The organism is Lishizhenia tianjinensis (assembly GCF_900116425.1).
Taxonomy (GTDB): Bacteria; Bacteroidota; Bacteroidia; order Flavobacteriales_D; family Crocinitomicaceae; genus Lishizhenia; species Lishizhenia tianjinensis.
On sequence record NZ_FPAS01000005.1, the window covers coordinates 69111 to 89572 of the forward strand.

Here is a 20462-nt window from a genome sequence, read left to right on the forward strand (position 1 = left end):
CTTTTTATCTATAAGCTAAACGGTATGAAATGCATCTTCTATATGTTCTATTTTCTTTACTTTACTGTTTAGAACGATAGAGATTACATCTAAACGCGCCTCCGTTTCTATGTTGTTTTCCACCAAATAATTGTGGGCTACTTTAATAATTTGTTTCTGTTTTTTGCGTGTTACTGCCTGATACGGCTCTCCAATATTATTGTTATTTCTTGTTTTAACCTCAACGAAAACGATATGATTTTGGTCGGAAACAATGATATCTACTTCATTTCTACCGTATCTATAATTTCTATCTACTATCGTGTAGCCTTTATCTAGCAAGTATTGCACTGCCAGATTTTCTCCTAATTTACCCAAAATTTGATTCATGCTAAGAAAGGTTGATTGTTTACCATAAGTTACCCCTTTATTTTGAATCAAAAAAAGATAATTTCGCTTGAATTATTTTTTTTACCTTTCAATAAAAAGTTCATTATGCTCAACAAAGTCAACGTAGAGAAAATTCTCTTCCTCGATATAGAAACCGTACCACAAACTTACAGTTATGAAGATTTAGATGAAGATAGTGCCTATCACTTCGGAAATAAAACCAAATTCTTTTGGCAGAACAAAACCAAATTAATGGAAGTCAATGGTGAAGAGGTAGAGGTTGAAATGTCACCCGAAGATGTATACGATAGGGCTGGCATCTACGCCGAATTTGGTAAGGTTGTTTGCATCTCTTGTGGTTTTGTAAAGAACACCGCTACGGGTAAACAAATTCGCATGAAGTCCTTCGACCATGAAGACGAAGAAACCTTACTGCGTCAATTCTCTGATATGCTCATGGAACATTTTAGTTCTCCCTACCATTTACTTTGCGGACATAATGCCAAAGAATTCGATTTCCCCTTCATTGCTCGACGCATGTTGATTTTGGGTATTCCATTACCAGCTCCCCTTGATATTGCAGGTAAAAAACCTTGGGAGGTGAATCATTTAGACACCATGGAATTATGGAAATTTGGTGATTATAAACACTATACAACACTGGCCTTACTCTGTCATATTTTCGGAATTCCCACTCCAAAAGATGATATCAGCGGTGCGGATGTGGCTCGTGTTTTTTACGAGGAAGGAGATATTGCAAGAATAAGTCGTTACTGCGAAAAAGATGTAGTAGCTTTGATTCAATTATTCTTAAAAATGAAAGGTGATGCATTGGTGGAAGAAGGCGATATACATTTTAGTCGTAAGTAATTTAGTGTGGAGTTGTAGCTCTCATGAGCAAGAAGAAAAAGCTTTGGAAAAGAAGCTGTCCTTTTTAGATTATTTAGCACAAGCAGATTATACAGCTTTGGAAACATCTTACCAAGCATTGGAATTGGATACAAATTTTGTAAAGAATTACCCGGCTGTGAAACGATTAAAAGAAAGGCAGTTCTTCTTTCCCAAACAAAACTGGAAAAATGATCTCTACCTTTCTTTGACTAAAAATCACGCCGTAAGAGATAGTTCATCCTTCCATTTTACGGGCTACAACACCCAAAAGAAGGGTACTGTGCATTTGTATACTTATCCACCCGACACCAATATTTGTGTTTTAGAAATTCATGAATAGAAAACGATTTATAACGAACAGTATTTTGGGTTTGGGTGCGCTCGGCCTTACTTCTGCTGTTCGCGTTAAATCAGAAGTTATTTCAGCAGAACCATTAACTCCTCCAGCTTTAAAGAAAGGAGATACCATCGCAATTTTTGCTCCCGCTGGTGCTGTCTTTTCTCCCCAGCACATAGAGAAGTTAAAATTGGTATTACAACATCAAGGCTACCGGGTAAAGTTAGCCCCTAATTTATTGCAGAAAGTCGGTTATTTGGCAGGTTCAGATCAAGAAAGAATAGACACTTTTCATGCACTCATTGCGGATAAAACAATCAAAGCTTTAATTGCTGTTAGAGGTGGCTGGGGATGCGCACGCATGATCCCGAAAATTGATCTTGGGTTAATCAAGCAGCATCCTAAGGTTATCATGGGTTATTCAGATTTAACCAGCCTTCTCAACTATATCACACAACAAACCGGAATCATCACCTATCATGGTCCTATGGCCTACTCCACGTGGAACGATTTTACACGAAAAGAATTTGCAGCAGCTTTGGTTAACCCTTCTTCACAACGTGTAAATTATCTCAGGGATAATGAAAGATACAGCAACCAAAAAGGTAAAGCTCAAGGTGTTCTCATGGGTGGAAATTTGAGCGTACTTGCAAGTATGTTGGGTACCTTTTATCAACCCAACTTTACAAACAAAATTCTCTTTTTAGAGGAAACCAACGAAGAACCTTATATCATAGATAGGTTACTTACGCAGCTCAGAGATGCTCATGTTTTTAAAGATATTTCGGGACTTATTTTGGGTAAATTCAACAATTGTGTGGCTGAGTTCCCTGAAGAATCTCTTCCACTCACAGAAGTTTTTGATTATCATTTCCAAGATTTGGACATCCCTGTGTTTGGTTTTGCTAATTTTGGCCACGTTAAGGATAAATACATTTTAGACATAGGCAGAAATACTGAAATAAATACTGAAAATTTCAGTTTTAGCTTTCTGTAATATGCGTTTAAAGTTGTTAAAGTTAGCCCCTCGTGAAGAAAAAAAAGGCAATCGTTTCTGTTACCAATGATTTGTATACGGATCAACGCGTACATAAAGTCGCAACATTTTTACATGAAAATGGATACGATGTAACACTAGTTGGTCGTTTACTCCCTACTTCTAAGGCTCTTGATCGTGCCTATAAAACGCATAGAATGAAACTTTCATTTCACAAAGGAGCACTGTTCTATGCCAATTACAATTTGCGCCTCTTTTTCTACTTGTTGTTTCATAAGGCAGACGTCTTACTTAGCAATGATTTGGATACGCTATTGGCAAATTTTATGGCCAAACAATTCAAAAGGAAGTGTGAATTAGTCTATGATAGTCATGAATATTATACAGAAGTACCTGAATTAGTTGCACGACCAAAAATAAAGGCCGTATGGGAAGCTATAGAGGGTTTTATCTTTCCTAAACTCAACAAAATATATACAGTTAATCAATCCATTGCTGATAAATACAGTAAGAAGTACAACAAAGACTTGCACATTATAAGAAATATCTCTCCGCTTTGGAAGCCTAAAAACATTTTAAGCAAGGAAGAATTAGGAATAGATGTTTCTAAAAAAATGATCATACTTCAGGGTGCGGGTATTAACATAGACAGAGGTGCTGAAGAGGCAGTAATGGCCATGAAGTACATAGAAAACACTGTGCTCTATTTTGTTGGAAGTGGTGATATCATAGAAGATTTAAAAGACCTCGTTCAAAAAGAAAATTTAGAGGATAAAGTCGTGTTTAAAGGGAGAAGACCTTATGATGAAATGATGAATTTCACCTACCATGCAGATCTCGGATTAACCCTTGATAAAGACACCAACCTCAACTATAAATTCTCTCTGCCGAACAAGGTTTTCGATTATATACATACCACTACGCCAATATTGGCTAGTAATGTAATAGAAGTTACAACGATCGTAAAAAATTACGAAGTTGGTGATGTTATAGACAACCACCAACCTGAGCATATTGCTGAAAAGATCAAGTCTATCTTGGAAAACTCAGAAAAACATGCTGTCCTGTGCGAAAACTGTCGTAAAACAGCTCAAGTTTTAAACTGGGAAAGTGAATCTCAAAAATTGAAAGAAATCTATACACTACATGAAGCCTAAAATTCATATTGTCTCTTTCGATGTTCCCTACCCTGCCGATTACGGTGGTGTAATTGATGTGTATTACAGGTGCAAGGCATTGACAGATTTCGGTTATGAAGTCGTTTTACATTGCTTTGATTACGGAAGAGGAAGACCTAAGGAATTACTCGAAGTTGTAAGTGAAGTTCATTATTACAAACGCAAGTCAACTATACTTTCCTTATTTTCTAGACAACCTATGATAGTGTTTTCGCGCAAGAATAAGGACCTACTCAATAACTTAAAAAAAGATGATGCTCCCGTAATTTTTGAAGGTCAGCATTGTACCGCTTTCATAGATCATCCCGATTTAAAATCGCGTATTAAATTTATACGTTGTCACAATGTAGAAAGTGATTACTATCACCAACTCGCGGAAGTAGAAAACTCACTTTTTAAAAAAATATTCTTTCAAATTGAGGCAAGAAAATTAGGTCGACAGGAGGAGTTATTCCATTTTGCAGATGGACTATTTAGTGTTTCAGAAAAAGATCAAAAATACTTCGTAAACAAATACGGCAATAGTGAATTTTTAGCCGTTGCCAACCCTCTAAGTAGCGGAAAATACATTCCTCAGAAAAAGAAATATATACTGATGCATGGCAATTTATCTGTAATGGAAAATGAGCATGCAGTAAGATGGGTGCTGGAACATGTAATACACTTGGTGGATCATAAATTAATTGTGGCTGGTAAGAATCCAAACGATGAATTTTTACTCCTCCTTAAAAACCATCCACAAGTGGAAGTACATATTTCACCGAGCAATGAAATCCTCACCCAATTAATAGCCGAAGCACAGGTTAATTTGTTAATTACCTTTCAGGCTACGGGTATTAAACACAAATTAATCAATGCCTTGAGTAACGGGGGACATATCATTGCCAATACCCCCATGTTGGAGGGAACAAAAATGGATGAGTTTTGTTCTATAGCCAATACACCAGAAGAAATAAAAACTCAAATAGAAACATGCTTTTCCAAAGCCATTGATCTAGAAAGTATAGAAGAGCGTAGGTCTTATTTATCGGCACATTACGGACTCATGGCCCATGCCCAACAAATAAACGAGGCTATCGCTAAGAAAAAGAAAAGGGATTAGAAAAAATATCCCTTATAAAACAAGATATTTGTAGCACACAAGAGATAAAAATTAAACATGAAATATTGTAATTCACTCACAAAACGTACACGCTTTAAAACCAGAGAAGTTAAGATAGGTAACTTGACTTTAGGAGGAGGTGCTCCTATCAGGATTCAAAGTATGACCACTGCAGACACCATGGACACGAAAGGTTCTGTTGAAGAATCTATACGCATGATAGATGCAGGATGTGAATTAGTGAGACTTACCGCCCCTTCCAAAAAAGAAGCTGAAAACTTAGGCGTTATCAAGGCAGAATTACTTGCAAAAGGCTATGATACCCCCTTGGTTGCCGACATTCATTTTACACCTAATGCTGCAGAAATTGCGGCAACAAAAATTGAAAAAGTTAGGGTGAATCCAGGGAATTATGCCGACAAGAAGAAGTTTGAAGAAATAGAATACAACGACGAAAGCTATCAAGCTGAATTAGAACGTATAGAAAAGAAGTTTACACCGCTCGTACTCTTGTGTAAGAAGGAAGGTACAGCTATGCGTATAGGTACTAATCACGGTTCTTTATCGGATAGAATTTTGAGTCGCTATGGAGATACTCCTGAAGGAATGGTGGAATCAGCGATGGAATTCCTAAGAATTTGTAGAAAGCATGATTTTCATGAAATCGTAATTTCTATGAAAGCCAGCAATACTTTGGTTATGGTTCAAGCCTACCGTATGTTGGTTGCTGTTATGATGGAAGAAGGTATGAATTATCCTTTGCATTTAGGAGTTACAGAGGCTGGTGACGGTGAAGACGGAAGAATTAAAAGCGCCGTAGGAATTGGAGCACTTTTAGCCGACGGATTGGGAGATACGATTCGTGTTAGTTTAACAGAAGCGCCCGAATATGAAATACCGGTTGCACAAAAACTCGTAAACATTTACGAAGAAGAAAATAATGTGGACATCTCTGCAATAGATTCCTTAAAATATGATCCTTTTCACTACACAAGAAGAGATAGTATAGAACTTCACAACATTGGACATAAACATGTACCCGTTGTTATTGGAGATTTACATACTACAGAAAATATTAAACCTTCTCACCTCTTTGGATTTGGTCATAACTACGCAGTAGAACTAGACAAATGGAACCAAAAAGATTTGGCTGCCGACTACATCTATGTAGGACAACAACAGGTAGATTTTGAAACACCTGGTTATTTAGGAATCATCTGTGATTTAGATAATTACACAAAAAATTACGCTAACAAAGATCATTTCTTTCCTTTACACACCTCACCTGAAACGCTTTCCCAAACAAATGCAAAAATCAACTTTTTAAAGATAAACGTAAATCAATATGACTTTAAACTAATTGATTTACCAAAGAACACCGTACTCATTGCTGAAACAGAAGGAAGCTTTACCCAGTCTTTTAGAAAATTCTTCAATACGCTGGTTATAGAAAATATTGAAACTCCAGTAATATTGAATTTAAAGCTAAATACAAGCGATTTAGAGCACTATCAACTAGAAAGTGGAGCAATGGCAGGTTCTGTGCTAATTGACGGCTTTGGTGATGGTTTATTTATCCAAAATGAACAACACCTACCCCATTTAGCCACTACAAGTACTGCTTTTGGTATACTTCAAGCTACACGTACACGTATTTCTCGAACAGAGTACATTTCTTGTCCTTCTTGTGGTAGAACACTTTTCGATTTACAAGAAACTACTGCTAAGATTAGAAAAAGCACGTCTCATTTGAAAGGTGTTAAAATCGGTATTATGGGTTGTATCGTAAACGGTCCTGGAGAAATGGCCGATGCGGATTATGGTTATGTGGGAACGGGACCAGGAAAAATTAATCTTTACAAAGAGAAAGAAGTGATCAAAAGAAATGTTCCGGAAGAAGAGGCGGTAGATGCTTTGATAGATCTCATTAAGAGCTATGGTGACTGGAATGAAGTTTCTTCACAATAAGTTGATAATTTCACAAAACCTTCTCAAAATCACCTAAAATTCGCTTCGGAATACTCCACGAACACAACTCTCCTAAGGTGTTTCCCTTACAGACACAAAAAAAGGCCCTAAATGGGCCTTTATACGTTAAAATAGCTTCTATTTCCTAGTCATCATGTCGTAAAACATACACTTGACTACTAAATCCACCTTTTTTCGATCTCAAATTAGAAAGCAAACCGATAATGGCCGCTTTTATAATATTTCCTCCTTTATACTTTTCAGAAAGCATGGATACATAAAATGAATCAAACTTCATTGGTAACACCTTACACAATTTGATATCATTTAAACAAAACAATTTATCAATGTCCTTCTTCTTAAAATGGTACAAGTGACGTGGAACATCATAAGCTGCCCAATACTCTTTGTAATATTCAGCATCATAACTCGCCATATTCGGTACCGCTACAAAAAGCACTCCCCCTGGTTTTAAAATACGTTTGATTTCTTGAATATCTTTTTGAAGATCGTAAACATGTTCTAAAACATGCCACATAGTAATTACGTCAGCACTATTATCCTCTAACTTGTATAAATCCGTTTGGGGATGCAACTCTATACCATGCTCTCGCTTACAAAAGGCTCTTGCATCAGCATCAGGTTCTATACCAGTAACCGTGTAACCACTGTTTTCAGCAACCTTTAAAAAGTGTCCAGTTCCAGCACCAATATCCAACAAATGTTTTCCATCGGTTTCACTTGCCAACCAACGCAATTTTTGACGAAGCGTTTTCACTCTTACCTTGTTGTAAAGAAAATTAACGATTCCTTTATTCGAACTTGAGTGAGATATATACTCTTCAGACTTATAGTAAGGACCTATATTTTCCTTGCTCGGTATGGGATTGGTAAAATGAAATTTACAATCATCACATTCTACTATCACAAAGTCTTCCTTTGTAATCATGTGATCTTTCACATCCATAAAATGGGTAAATTCAGTTTTACCACATACCGGACATTCTTCTCTATGCATCAAATCTTGTTTCACGTGAAACTATCTTCCTAAATAAATTAACAAAACGGAAATATCACTTGGTGATACACCGCTTATCCTACTGGCTTGTCCAATAGTTGAAGGCCTAATATCGTTTAATTTTTCGACTGCTTCTGAACTTAAAGATCCCATTTTTGAAAAATCAACATCATCCGGAATTTTCACACTATCCAAACGACCCAATTTCTTAACAGTATCCTCTTCTCGTTGGATGTAACCTTCGTATTTCATTTGAATTTCCGTTTGCTCTAAAATATCCTCATGAACATCCAACAATACATCCACTGCTTCTTTCAAATCTGTATTCACATCTATCAATTCAGACAACTTCAATTGTGGTCGAGCAACTAAAGAATCAATCTTTACTTGTTGTTTTAAGATGCTACTCCCTTTCTCCTCCAATAAAGGATTAATTTCCTCAGGTGTAACACTTGTCTTATTCAACAACGCTTTCAATTTCGCTGTACCTGAATTTTTCTCATTAACTCTTTTTAAAGCCTCATCAGACGCCAAACCTATGGCATGACCTAAAGGCGTTAAACGAATATCTGCATTATCTTGACGCAACAAGATTCTATATTCAGCACGAGAAGTAAACATACGGTACGGCTCCTTCGTTCCTTTCGTAATCAAATCATCTATCAAAACTCCGATGTAAGCATCCGATCTACTCAGTATAAAATCACCCTTACCTAAGGCATGATTCGCTGCATTAATACCTGCCATTAAACCTTGACAAGCTGCTTCTTCATAACCTGTAGTACCATTAATTTGTCCCGCAAAGAATAAACCTTCAACCAACTTAGTTTCCAAGGTATGTTTCAATTGTGTCGGTGGAAAGTAATCGTACTCTATTGCATAACCGGGTCTAAACATTTTCACATTTTCGAAACCAGGAATAGTTGTCATAGCTTGATACTGCACTTCCTCTGGTAAAGACGTACTAAAACCATTTACATAGATTTCAACGGTATTCCATCCCTCTGGCTCCACAAAGATTTGATGTCTATCACGTTCTGCAAAACGATTAATCTTATCCTCTATTGAAGGACAATATCTTGGTCCCGAACTTTTGATTGCACCATTAAACATGGGTGAACGATCAAAACCAGAACGTAACAATTCGTGAGTATCTGGATTCGTATAAGTAATATGACAAGGACGTTGGGTTAACAAAGCCTTGCTTTTTGGATCGAAACTAAACTTACCTTGTATATCATCACCCGGTTGAACTTCCATTTTAGAATAATCTAAAGAACGACCGTCTACTCGCGGCGGTGTTCCCGTTTTCATTCGACCTGCTTCAAAACCTAAATCAATCAAACATTCTGTCATACCCGTAGCAGCTCGTTCACCTGCACGACCACCACCAAATTGTTTTTCACCCAGGTGAATCAATCCATTTAAAAAAGTACCATTCGTCAAAACAACTTTCTTGGCTTTAATCTCCACACCAATACTCGTTCTAACTCCCGTTACTTTTCCATTCTTAACCACTAATTCCGTGGCCATATCTTGCCAAAAATCCACATTCGGATTTCTTTCCAACAACAAACGCCACTCTTCAGCAAAACGCATTCTATCATTTTGCGTTCTTGGAGACCACATAGCAGGACCTTTCGAACGATTCAACATACGGAACTGTATAGCACTAGCATCAGAAACCAATCCTGAACCTCCCCCTAAAGCGTCAATCTCTCTCACAATTTGCCCTTTTGCAACTCCACCCATAGCAGGGTTACAACTCATTTGAGCAATTGTATTCATATTCATCGTAATCAAAAGCACACTCGCACCGATTTTTCCGGCGGCATTCGCCGCCTCACAACCTGCGTGACCTGCACCCACTACTACAACATCGTATTCTTTTATCATAACAAATGTTTCACGTGAAACTATTTCAGCATACAAAGGTACACATCTTCTTTTTCACGCATAAGCTTTTCTTCACTCTCTGACTTGTCACCATAACCACATAAATGCAAAACACCATGCACAACCACTCTGTGTAACTCTGTTTCACGTGAAACATTTTGTACAACAGCATTGTCCTGCACCCTATCCCAACTGATAAATAAGTCACCAGTTATTTTGTCATCTTCACAGTAATCAAAGGTGATTATGTCTGTATAATAATCATGATTCAAGAACTCGACATTCTTTTCTAACAACCACTCATCACTACCAAAAACAAGGTTTACTTCATCAAGTTGTTTACCTTCTGCTTGACATACTTTCGTAAGCCATGAAACAAAAAATTCCGAATCTAAATTCGGAATCTCTACATCTTCAAAAAATATATTAATCATCTTAAAGCTTAAAACTTAAGGTAACTAAGGCACCATTTTCTTCAAAAGCCACATCATCTGCCAAGCTCTTCATTAAAAACACGCCACGACCATTTTCTTTCTCTAGATTCTCTGGAGCAGTTGGATCAGGTAAATTATTATAATCAAAACCAGCTCCAGCATCCTTAATTGACAGTTTAATAAACTCGTCCTCATTAAAGGCTTTCACCTTTACTTTTAACGATGCATCACCACCATTACCATGTTGTACTGCATTATTAAAAGCCTCCGTCACAGCAATCAAAACATTACCATAACTTTCATCACGCACATCCATTTCAAGACATACTTCATCTACAAAAGCTTCTACTCTTGTTAAATTATCTATCGTTGAATCAACCTCAATTGATTTTACAAATTCTCTTACGTCCGCCATTAATTAACTCTATTAAAGTATTCACTCGCTCTGTCTTTGTAATACCTCTCTAAGGTGGGATTTAAAGACCTTAATAGCTCAAGTTGTTTTTCTTTCAACTTCTTATACTCTAAAAAATCAATAGGGTTACCTTTTTCTTCATTTTTTCCTTCTTCACTTTCACGTTGCTCATCAAAGCCTCTTTCTTTCAGTGCTTTCTCGCTTTCCAACATACGTGTTAAAATCTCTTGTTGACGATTAATTAACTCCTGATTCCATTGTTTATTAATCAATTCTTCTTGCTGTTTTTCGAGCTCTTCCAACAAAGGGTTTAACACATCACCTTCCCTTTTCCCACCTTTATTCAATTCGTTCTTCATTTCTTCTAAACGACGTCTAATCTCACTTTGCTGCGCTGCCATTTGTGCAGCTTGTTGAGCTCCCATAGGTATAGGATTTGAACCTTTTTGGTTACCTGGTTTATTCCCTCCTGGAGACATCCCTTTTTTCATACTCTCTAGTTGCTTCTTCAGCATCTCCTTCATCCCTTCCATTGATTGATTTCCAGAGCTACCCTTTCCTTTACCTCCTGGGTTATTACAAGAACCACTACCCCCATCTTGTCCTTGCATTTCTTCTTGCATCTGGGATAAACTTTCATCAAACAACAAGGCCAAGTTATTAAAACTGGTCATCACATACTGTTGCTTAACCACCAAAGAGCTCACCTTTCTTTCATCAATATCTTCCAGCAATGCTGAATAATTTCTATCAATAGACCTTAACTCTTGATCAATAAACTTTGCGATTTTCGGATTACGCATAGCCAAGGCCTCTAAACTATCCTTTAAAGGAACTGCATCATCCATTATTTTACGTTGCTCTCTTCCCACATTTATATACTCGGGATCTGAACTATCCATAGCCCCAAACTTCTCCATGTTTGCTTCCTGACTTACACTCAAATCAACCAATGATTCTAAACACGCCCTTAAGAACTCATAATCCTCTTGATTCTGTTCTTGTTGACTTTGCATTTGCATACCATTAATTTTTGCCGCCATCTCCTTCATGTCGTCCGCCGCTTTCTTCTGGTTTTGTTTCGCTTTTTCCTTTTTATTCTTTGATAAACTCTCTTCAGACTCCGAAAAAGTTTCTTTCACATCCTCTTTTTCCTCCTTAAGATCTTCCATATCTAAAGGACGTTTCAACTCTTCATTCTCCTTCAACGTCTCCTCATAATCCTTCATAAGCTCATCGAAACTTTCTTCCAAGGCTTTTTGTTCCTTCAATTTCTCATCTACAGCTTTGTTAGACTCCGACAGCTCCTCCATTTCATCAGCCAACTCCTTCAAAGCTTCTTCAATATCATTCAGTTTCTCATTCACCTGTAATTGTTTCAGTTGTTCCAAAGCCCTATCTAACTCTTTGTTCAACTCCTCAGCACTTTTCTCTACCTCTTCACTTAACTCCTTTTGTCCGTTATCCTTTTGCTGTTCCAAAAGCTTCTCCAATTCCTCTAATAAATCTTTCAATTCATCATCCATCAACTCTTCTAACAACTCATTTAACAACTCCTGTTTTTCCAATAATTCAAGTTCTTCTTCAGAGAATTTATCCTTCTTTTCCCAAGAATCTTCCAAGTCCTTTTTAATATCTTCTAAAAGCTTTTCTAAACTCTGTTGTTGTTTTTGTACTTCTTCTAAACGCTGTTTCTTATTCCAATCACTCGCCTTGTTGTTGAGTAAATTCTTTTTCAAATCCTTCACGCTTTTCTGAAAATCCTCTGCCTTCTTCATCGCCTCTTCCATACTTGAATTAGCTTTTTGCAAATCCTCTTGTCTTTCTTTCTTTAATTCCTCTTTAGAAGGAATCGCTAAGGTATATACCGTACTTTTGGTCTTCTTTGAGCCATTCACCTTGTCATTATCCAACACTTCGAAATAATAGCTCACTCTATCTTCTGGTTTCAAATTCAAACGCGAAAAATCAAAAGACATATCAATAATACCTTCCGTTGAACCTATGCCTGGCAGTCGTGTTCGCTCAACCTTCTTTTCTCCATTTTTACTTTCAATAACATAAACGAAGGCAACTTCCAAAATTCCTATATCATCCTTTGCACTTCCATCAAAATCTATCTTATTCACATTGGTACTATCCACAATTCTCTGTAAAGCCAGGGTTGGATAAGCATCCTTAATCACTTCTATATTGTAGGTTAATGATTCTTTATTACCCAATTCGTTACTCTCCAAAACGAAACTTAGCTTTTCGTCTTTCTTCACGGTTAAAGAAAAATTGACTCCCTTTTCATTAAAGGACGTCACACTATCCCCCACCTCTATTTTTAAACTAGCTGCATTTTTTGACAACAAATCATAACGAATCACGGTACCTTCAGGAACTAAAAGATCTGCAACATTTTCTACCACTTCATTTTTCATTCCCAGATAGCTTGGGTACACTAATTCTGCATTGAACTTTACAAATCCAGCCTTGCCCACTACATCAACCTGATAAGCTTCGCTTTCAAAACCATTGGCTGAAAAATAAAAGGACAGATCTTGCGTAATTTTTGGAAAACTATATGAACGCTTATCCTTTGTTGACTGTTCCATTAAAAACACGCCTTGATCCGAATGGATAAATACTTTGTCTGGTAAGGCTTCATTTTTCTTTGCTTTCAAACGAAGGTTTAACATCAAGGCTTCCCCTTCTTCAACTTTCAAATTTTCATTCTCCAAAACAAAATCAAAAGGAGCAGGAATAGCATAGTGCGTATTGTAATTGATTAACCTTTCTGTTCCTTCTTTATAAAAGGAAGGAGCAAAAACTGCCAACGCCAATACAACTAAGAAAACTGGAACTACATATTTTAAATACTTTTTGTTTTCAGAAATATCTATGGCCGATGAAAAAGGAACGGCACTTAACTGATTGGATTTTTGCTCAACGCTTGCCAACAACAAATCGTAATGCTTTTGTTCCCTTGAAGCAGCTTCCAACTGCAGGGTATTCAACAAAGCATCCTTCACATTGGGAAAGAAATCACCAATAATAACGGAAGCTTGATCTCGAGAAATTCTTTTCCCGAAAGAAAATAGCTTCAACAATGGAATTAAGAAATAATAAACGAAGAGATATAAGATGATGCCCAAAGCACCAAAAAACAAAACTGCACGCACCGAAGAATTAAACCTTCCGAAGTATTCCAAAAGATTCACAACTAGAAAAGACAACAAAGCAAAACCAGAAAAAAGAATAACACCTTTCACCAATTGGTTCTTGTAATACTTTCTAATAAACGCATCAATTTGCTCTATTAAACGATCAAACGCTCCCATATATTCCCTTCAATTTAGCTTAACTTACTAAGTTATATTATCTAACGTATAAAATTGTAACAAGAATGTCTTCCTTATACAATTTAACAGTTCAGCTAATCCATTATCTTTGCACAAAATTTTAGAAAATGTCTGATAAAGCTGTACGCGTAAGATTTGCCCCTTCTCCAACAGGACCCTTACACATGGGTGGGGTAAGAACTGCATTATACAATTACTTATTTGCGAAGAAAAACAATGGTACTTTCATCCTGCGTTTAGAAGATACGGATCAAACTCGTTTTGTTCCTGGTGCTTTTGAATACATCATGGATGCATTAGCTTGGTGTGGAATTTCTCCAGACGAAGGTCCAGGTGTTGGTGGTGAGTACGGTCCTTACATTCAATCTGAACGTAAAGCCATGTACCTACCTTACGCAGAACAATTGGTTGCAGAAGGTAAAGCCTACTACGCTTTTGATACAGCTGAGAGCTTGACAGAAATGCGTGAGCGTGCTAAAACTATGAAAATGCCGAACTGGCAATACAATGCCGTTACGCGTAATTCTATGCAAAACTCTTTAACACTTCCAGCAGACGAAGTAGAAAAAAGAATAGCAAATGGTGATGCTTATGTGATCCGTTTTAAAATGCCGCGTAATGTAGATGTTCGTTTCGAAGATATCGTTCGTGGATGGGTGGTTGTAAATACAAATAACTTAGATGATAAAGTTTTGTTTAAGTCAGACGGTATGCCAACTTACCACTTAGCGAACATAGTGGATGACCACACCATGAAAATCTCTCACGTAATCCGTGGTGAAGAATGGTTGCCATCTGCTCCCCTACACGTTTTGTTGTACGAAGCTTTTGGATGGGATGCACCACAATTTGCTCACTTACCTTTATTGTTAAGACCAGACGGAAACGGTAAACTATCTAAGCGTGATGGTGATCGTTTAGGTTTCCCAGTTTTCCCAACGAACTGGACAACAGCAGAAGGAGAATTATTCTCAGGATACAGAGAGCAAGGTTATTTACCACAAGCTTTCATTAACATGTTAGCTTTCTTAGGATGGAACCCAGGAACACCACAAGAATTATTCTCTTTAGAAGAATTGGTACAAGCCTTCACTTTAGAAAGAGTGGGTAAAGCCGGTGCTAAATTCGACGCGGATAAAACTAAGTGGTACCAACAACAATATTTAAGAGCTGCAGACAAAACAGTTTTAGCGAAAGAATTACAAACTCTTCTAGACACACAATACGAACTTTCTTTCTTAGAAGAAATCGTAGAGATGATGAAAGAACGTGCTACTTTCTTAAAAGATATGTTAGTTGAAGGAGATTACTTCTTTGCTGCTCCAACTTCTTACGACGATAAAACAGTACGTAAAAAATGGAAAGACAACACTACTCCATTGATGGAAGAGTGGTTAGAAAGACTTTCTAGCTTAGAGGATTTCAGTGCAGAAAATATAGAAGTTGCTTTCAAAGCTTTCTTAGAAGAAAAAGAATTAGGAATTGGTGCTGTACTTCCAAACTTCCGTTTGTTGTTGACAGGAAAAGGAATGGGACCAAGCATGTTCTCTATCGCTAACTTGTTAGGTAAAGAAGAATGTGTAGCGCGCATGGAAGTAGGTATTAAAGCAATTACAGCTATCAAAGCTGAAGCATAAACCATGAAACATACCATAGAAGTAAACGGAATTAAGTTGTATGCCTTTCACGGTTGTTTAACCGAAGAAGGTAAAGTAGGCGGACATTACATCGTTGATGTTTCTGTAACCACAGACTTTTCTGATGCTGCCAAAGAAGACGATTTAAGCAAGACGGTTGATTACGTTCAAATCAATAAAATTGTAAAATCTGAAATGGGTATACGTTCTAAATTAATAGAACAAGTAGGTCAGCGAATCGTGGATAAAATGAAAAGCGAGATCAAAGGTTTACATTCTTTAAAAGTGAAAATCACAAAGTTAACGCCTCCTATTAACGGAGATGTGAACAATGTGGCCATCATCATAGAGGAAGATGTTTACCAACAAAACCCTATTGGAGGTTATCGAAAAGACAACTAGTTCAATAAAAAATTAAATAATTGGGCGACAACTAAAGAAATTTTATTATTTTTGTCGCCCGATAATGGTCCTGTGGCCGAGTGGCTAGGCAGAGGTCTGCAAAACCTTGTACGGCGGTTCGAATCCGTTCGGGACCTCATTTAAAACGCTTGATTCTTATAGAGTTAAGCGTTTTTTTATGCTCCTAACTTTTCTGCAAATCCCCTACGTAAACTTCGGGGTCGGGTCAACACTATAAGTTTTATCATCTCCCCTTATTTTTGCAATACCGTAGAACAAGTTTCTTTGGTCACTTTTTCTACGGCACAAAAAAACGGCTCACTTCAAAAAGCTAACCGTTCATGCCCCTATTTGGTCATTTAAAATTCAAGGTTCAAAATTCAAAATATAGAATCCTTCTCCATTCTTAATTTACGTCTGCGTTTTCTTCTTACCAAAATAAATATTAAAGTACCCAAGGCAACAGTACTACTTATCGCGTAAAAAAAAAGTTGACGGTAAAATTCCTTTTGTCTTTCCTCTGCTTCGTAAAACAATTGCGCTTTACTTTTAGCACCAGGATTAGGTGTTTCTAACAGGTATCCTTTCTCCTCTTCCTTCTTGTAAGTAAAACGGGCCAAAACCAAATTACTTGTATCGTTCTCAGCAATACCTATCTTCTTTAAAGAAATGGAGACTATTCTATTTGTATCAGCATCATAGAGACGTATTTTATCACTTTCCGCTTTAAAACCAAAGCCTATATCACCTACAATATAATTCGCATCAGGATAGCGCTTTAAATAAGCCTTTTTGTTCTGAACCAAAACAACAAATCCATGAGGTTCTAAGCGTGTTCCCTGTGGAACCACAAAGTGATGTTTATCCTCTTCATCTTTTACTATCCAGCCCGAGATATCTATCAAGGTGTCTTTTAAGTTGTAGATTTCAATAAAATCTTCGCTGTCATCATCCTTCGCTTGTGCTGCATTAATTTCAGAAACTACTACAAATTTCCTCCAATCCGACTTCGGTCTTTTCTCGAAGATGGGTTCAAAAACAGTATTTTCGTTTACATCCACATATAAAACTGGAGACACTTCACTCCTACCCTTCCATCCTTTAAATACATAATCAAAACGAGGTGTAGCAACTACCTTTAATTTAATACCTGGAAAATATTGACCGCTATAATTTTGTTTCAATTCTAAGGTGTTAAAATCAACCTTTCCCGCTTTCTTATCTACAACAACTTTCACATTAACAGGTGCCGCTAATTCAAACCTTTCCTGTATAAATTGATACAAATAACGCGGACGTTGTTCTGCAAAATCCTTGATGTACTGCCAACTTCTATCGTAACGTGAACGGTAAATTCCCCATCGTTTTAAATGCGCATCAATTTCATTTTGTTGTTCTGTCTTTAGCTTATCCGCCAAGGTCATAGCACGTGTAGAGTCAAAGGTTGTATTCAACAAATCACAAAACTGGTTGATATACAGCATCTTTAAAGAATCATGCTCTAAAATTTTACGAATAATTAGAGTCGACCATGACGGATTTGGCCACTGCTCATTGCTATAGGTTGTAAAATCTTCAACGGTATTGTTTCTCACCTCATGAGCACCTGTTGTATTCAACCCCAAATCCAAATCAAAGAAAATCCATTTCCACTTTGTTTCTGGCGAAGTCGATTTATAATAACGTATGTTTCCACCCGCATCTCCATTCGCTGTGTACGTTTCCAGTATGTTATAGAGTATATAATTGTCTATATCTATTTCCGCACTCACAAATGCCAAAGCTTCAGGATCTGTTAAACTGTTGTTTTGAATAAATTTTAAGGTATTTCTATAATCGTAAGGAGAACCATGTTGTCTTTCATACACATGACGCATAATAATCACAGAATCCTTATCATAACCATAATGCGCCTTTAAGTAATGCTCATTGATTTTTTCTCGAATGTTATACAAGCCCCAATACCTGCCATTAATATATACCGCACAAGGTCTATACTCCTGATAATCTATCCCTGTTTCTTTTACCAATTGAGTTGCGAAAACATCTCTAGCATGTGCGGCTAACATATCTCCTCCCCCATTTCTTAGCACAAAGTTTTTATACTTGTTTATCTCTAATTGCGGAAAAATTGGATATTCAAATTTCTTTTGTCCGTACTTCGAGCGGGCATAAATGGCTAAAGATTTTTGAGGCATAGATTTACTATAACCACCAAAGATTTTCACCCCTGCCCTCTGGTTAAAACCTATAACTCCATTGGTATCAAAAAACTCTATGTTGATTTCTCTCTCCCAATCCTTCCAAAAATTGGCTCCCATATAAGGATCTATAGTATCTGCACAACATCCTTTTTCAAATATCCCTATGGCAGAATCAAAGAAATTAGCAGGGTTAGAAACGATAGAAATAATAGGTAGATCGTGCTTAAAATCCGTTATGTAAGAAAGTACAGTATCCTTCCTTTTTCCTGTAACATCATAAAGGGCGATCGAAAAACAAGTATTTCCAACTATACTTTCTGTAGAATTTAAACGCTGACTATAACTAGAAGGACGTGTTCCATCTGTTGTAAAATAAGCCTTACTACCTTCGGGAATAACAAAACTAACTTTGTTTAAGTCGGGATAATTACCCGGTTTTGGACGTGCTTCAAACTCTATTTGACCAAAACTCAGAAAAGACAATACCATGCCTAATCCTACACTTATCTTTTTAGTTAATGCTTTCATTCTGAATCAAAAATAAGTTGAAATAGAGCGCAAATAAAAAACGGTTAACAAAAGAATTAACACTTTTATTAACCGTTATACATTTCAGGGTTTAACTTTTCCTTACCTAAAAATCGTAATTGTTCCGTGGTGATTCAATGGATAACCATTCATATCTTCTGCAATGATGATGATGTAATAAGTTCCTTCTGGCACTACATTTCCATCTCTACCTAAACCATTCCAAATAAAGTTTATATCATCTGTTTCGTAAACCACTTGTTGTTGTTGATCAACTATCCTAATGTTTGCTCTTTTAATTCCTTCCGCTTCGATGAAATACGTATCATTACTTCCATCATTTGTAGGTGTAAACGTATTCGGAATTCGCGTGAATTTCCCAGCTACTTCTACTTTAATTTTCACTTCTTTTTCCACTATATCATCACCAGAAACTATACGCGCAATCACTGTTTTCTGACCAGGAGTTTCAAAGAAATATTCCGCTTTTCTATTTGTACTGTAGGTATTATTTCCAAAATCCCACTCTATGGCGTCAAATTCATCACCCTCTATCGTAAAGGTGTATACATTCTTCTCCACTTCGTACTTTATCTCGAAACTAGCCTCCATTATACTTGGTTGCTCTTCTTTACTTATCGTTTCTTCTTTAGAAGTTTCTAGGACCTTTACACTTGAAGTATTTTTCTCTTCTGAAACTAATGATTTCTGTTGCTCTTCGCTTGCTGTAATTCCAGTACCTTGTGGTTCTATACCAGCAGGTTCATTTACCTTTTGCTCCCTTTCTTCCCCACTTTTTACATCAGCAGCATGTACAGCATTCGTCTCTTCTTCTAACGTTTCTTCTACAGTCTTCGCTTCTTCTATTTCCTCTTTAACAGAAATACTAACTTCTTGGTTTTCTAGCTTTTCATTTTCTTGAATAAGCTGCGTGTTTGGTACAACTGTAGCTACCTTTTCCTCTCCTCTATCCGCGATAAAGTAAGTAGCTGTTCCCAATGCTGCAAGGGTTGCAACACCAAGAATAATTTTCCCACCTAAACCTAAAGACGTTCCACTAGCTGCAGCACCAGATGCACCTGCACCTACCTGACTCGCAATGGAAGACCACAATTGCGGATTAACATCCACACTATGGTCTTTAAGTTTATCGGAAAATACTTCCTTAAATAAATCTTTATCTTTCAATGCCGTTTTCTTCTAATAATTTTCTAATAAACCCCTTCGCTCTAGAATATTGGGATTTTGATGTGTTCTCAGATACACCTAATTGATCTGCAATTTCTTTGTGACTATAGCCTTCTATCGCAAATAAGTTGAACACTGTTCTGTATCCTTCCGGTAAGGTTTGAATAAGTTTCATCAAATCCTCAGCCATTAAGTTTTCAAGAATGAAATCGTTTTGCGGACTCAAATATTCACTCTCGGTGATATCTATATCATTTTGTCTCTTTTTATTCTTTCTAATTTCATCCAAAGCAGTATTCACCACTATTCGTCTTATCCAGCCTTCCAAAGAGCCACGGTTATCAAAATTATAGAGGTTGTTAAATACCTTTATAAAACCGTTTTGCAAAACATCTTCAGCACTTGCAACATCTTTCATATACCTTAAGCTAACTCCCATCATCTTAGGAGCATAGGTATCAAATAACATCTTTTGTGCCTTGGCATTACCTGAAACACATTTTTTTACGAGTGTTTCTTCATCCATTCTTTCTGTTCATTTGTAAAGACAA

Annotated in this window: 17 protein-coding genes and 1 tRNA gene; 9 read left to right on the forward strand and 9 right to left on the reverse strand. The window is 36.9% G+C overall.

The features are described from left to right. Nucleotides 1-15: 15 nt before the first annotated feature. The gene (locus BM327_RS13065) at nt 16-369 is read right to left on the reverse strand and encodes a YraN family protein (protein WP_090251248.1); all 354 of its coding nucleotides are present in this window, start codon (nt 367-369) and stop codon (nt 16-18) included. A gap of 105 nt (nt 370-474) precedes the next feature. Here BM327_RS13065 and BM327_RS13070 point away from each other — a divergent pair, with 105 nt between their 5' ends. From BM327_RS13070 to ispG, 6 genes are read left to right on the forward strand one after another with little or no spacing between them, the layout of a single operon-like run. After that, nucleotides 475-1239: a 3'-5' exonuclease gene (locus tag BM327_RS13070; protein WP_090252041.1), complete on the forward strand. Its 765-nt coding sequence runs from the start codon at nt 475-477 to the stop codon at nt 1237-1239. Beyond that, nucleotides 1196-1600 carry a hypothetical protein gene (locus BM327_RS13075; protein WP_139230375.1) on the forward strand — a complete coding sequence of 135 codons (405 nt, stop codon included), beginning with the start codon at nt 1196-1198 and terminating at the stop codon, nt 1598-1600. The genes BM327_RS13070 and BM327_RS13075 overlap by 44 nt, the downstream gene beginning before the upstream one ends. After that, nucleotides 1593-2594 (forward strand): S66 peptidase family protein, encoded by a 1002-nt coding sequence (locus BM327_RS13080; RefSeq protein ID WP_090251256.1) that lies wholly within the window; start codon nt 1593-1595, stop codon nt 2592-2594. Before BM327_RS13075 ends, BM327_RS13080 begins: the two co-directional genes overlap by 8 nt. A 32-nt stretch (nt 2595-2626) precedes the next feature. Further along, nucleotides 2627-3751 (forward strand): glycosyltransferase, encoded by a 1125-nt coding sequence (locus BM327_RS13085; protein WP_090251263.1) that lies wholly within the window; start codon nt 2627-2629, stop codon nt 3749-3751. Further along, on the forward strand, nt 3741-4874 hold the full coding sequence (locus BM327_RS13090) for a glycosyltransferase family protein (RefSeq protein ID WP_090251266.1): 1134 nt from the start codon (nt 3741-3743) through the stop codon (nt 4872-4874). Before BM327_RS13085 ends, BM327_RS13090 begins: the two co-directional genes overlap by 11 nt. 57 nt (nt 4875-4931) lie before the next feature. Next, nucleotides 4932-6842, forward strand: a complete 1911-nt coding sequence (gene ispG / locus BM327_RS13095) for a (E)-4-hydroxy-3-methylbut-2-enyl-diphosphate synthase (RefSeq protein ID WP_090251271.1) — start codon at nt 4932-4934, stop codon at nt 6840-6842. A gap of 145 nt (nt 6843-6987) precedes the next feature. Here the strand turns inward: ispG and BM327_RS13100 are convergent, their stop codons facing one another. The 5 genes from BM327_RS13100 to BM327_RS13120 are packed head-to-tail and all read right to left on the reverse strand — an operon-like array spanning nt 6988 to nt 13931. Beyond that, entirely contained in the window at nt 6988-7860 is an 873-nt protein-coding gene (locus BM327_RS13100) for a class I SAM-dependent methyltransferase (RefSeq protein WP_090252045.1), read from the reverse strand. 21 nt (nt 7861-7881) lie between these two features. Next, entirely contained in the window at nt 7882-9756 is a 1875-nt protein-coding gene (mnmG, locus tag BM327_RS13105; RefSeq protein ID WP_090251275.1) for a tRNA uridine-5-carboxymethylaminomethyl(34) synthesis enzyme MnmG, read from the reverse strand. Nucleotides 9757-9776: 20 nt separating this feature from the next. Continuing rightward, a complete protein-coding gene (gene ybeY, locus BM327_RS13110) occupies nt 9777-10190 on the reverse strand; it encodes an rRNA maturation RNase YbeY (protein ID WP_090251280.1) in 414 nt (137 codons plus the stop codon). A gap of 1 nt (nt 10191) precedes the next feature. Further along, nucleotides 10192-10605: an ATP-binding protein gene (locus BM327_RS13115; RefSeq protein WP_090251285.1), complete on the reverse strand. Its 414-nt coding sequence runs from the start codon at nt 10603-10605 to the stop codon at nt 10192-10194. Further along, complete coding sequence (locus BM327_RS13120; protein WP_090251289.1) at nt 10605-13931, reverse strand: DUF4175 family protein; 3327 nt, start codon at nt 13929-13931, stop codon at nt 10605-10607. The genes BM327_RS13115 and BM327_RS13120 overlap by 1 nt, the downstream gene beginning before the upstream one ends. 128 nt (nt 13932-14059) lie before the next feature. Here BM327_RS13120 and gltX point away from each other — a divergent pair, with 128 nt between their 5' ends. The 3 genes from gltX to BM327_RS13135 all read left to right on the forward strand — a co-directional run bounded on the left by gltX (nt 14060) and on the right by BM327_RS13135 (nt 16128). Beyond that, entirely contained in the window at nt 14060-15589 is a 1530-nt protein-coding gene (gene gltX, locus BM327_RS13125) for a glutamate--tRNA ligase (protein WP_090251298.1), read from the forward strand. A gap of 3 nt (nt 15590-15592) precedes the next feature. Next, the gene (gene folB, locus BM327_RS13130; RefSeq protein WP_090251303.1) at nt 15593-15991 is read left to right on the forward strand and encodes a dihydroneopterin aldolase; all 399 of its coding nucleotides are present in this window, start codon (nt 15593-15595) and stop codon (nt 15989-15991) included. Between the two features lie 66 nt (nt 15992-16057). Further along, nucleotides 16058-16128 (forward strand) — tRNA-Cys (locus BM327_RS13135). A gap of 243 nt (nt 16129-16371) precedes the next feature. Here BM327_RS13135 and BM327_RS13140 read toward each other — a convergent pair. The 3 genes from BM327_RS13140 to BM327_RS13150 form a co-directional block, all read right to left on the reverse strand. Further along, nucleotides 16372-18723 carry a CotH kinase family protein gene (locus BM327_RS13140; protein WP_090251307.1) on the reverse strand — a complete coding sequence of 784 codons (2352 nt, stop codon included), beginning with the start codon at nt 18721-18723 and terminating at the stop codon, nt 16372-16374. Nucleotides 18724-18825: 102 nt separating this feature from the next. After that, entirely contained in the window at nt 18826-19911 is a 1086-nt protein-coding gene (locus BM327_RS13145; protein ID WP_090251312.1) for a T9SS type B sorting domain-containing protein, read from the reverse strand. Next, nucleotides 19901-20437: an RNA polymerase sigma factor gene (locus tag BM327_RS13150; RefSeq protein WP_090251316.1), complete on the reverse strand. Its 537-nt coding sequence runs from the start codon at nt 20435-20437 to the stop codon at nt 19901-19903. The genes BM327_RS13145 and BM327_RS13150 overlap by 11 nt, the downstream gene beginning before the upstream one ends. Between the last annotated feature and the right edge of the window lie 25 nt (nt 20438-20462).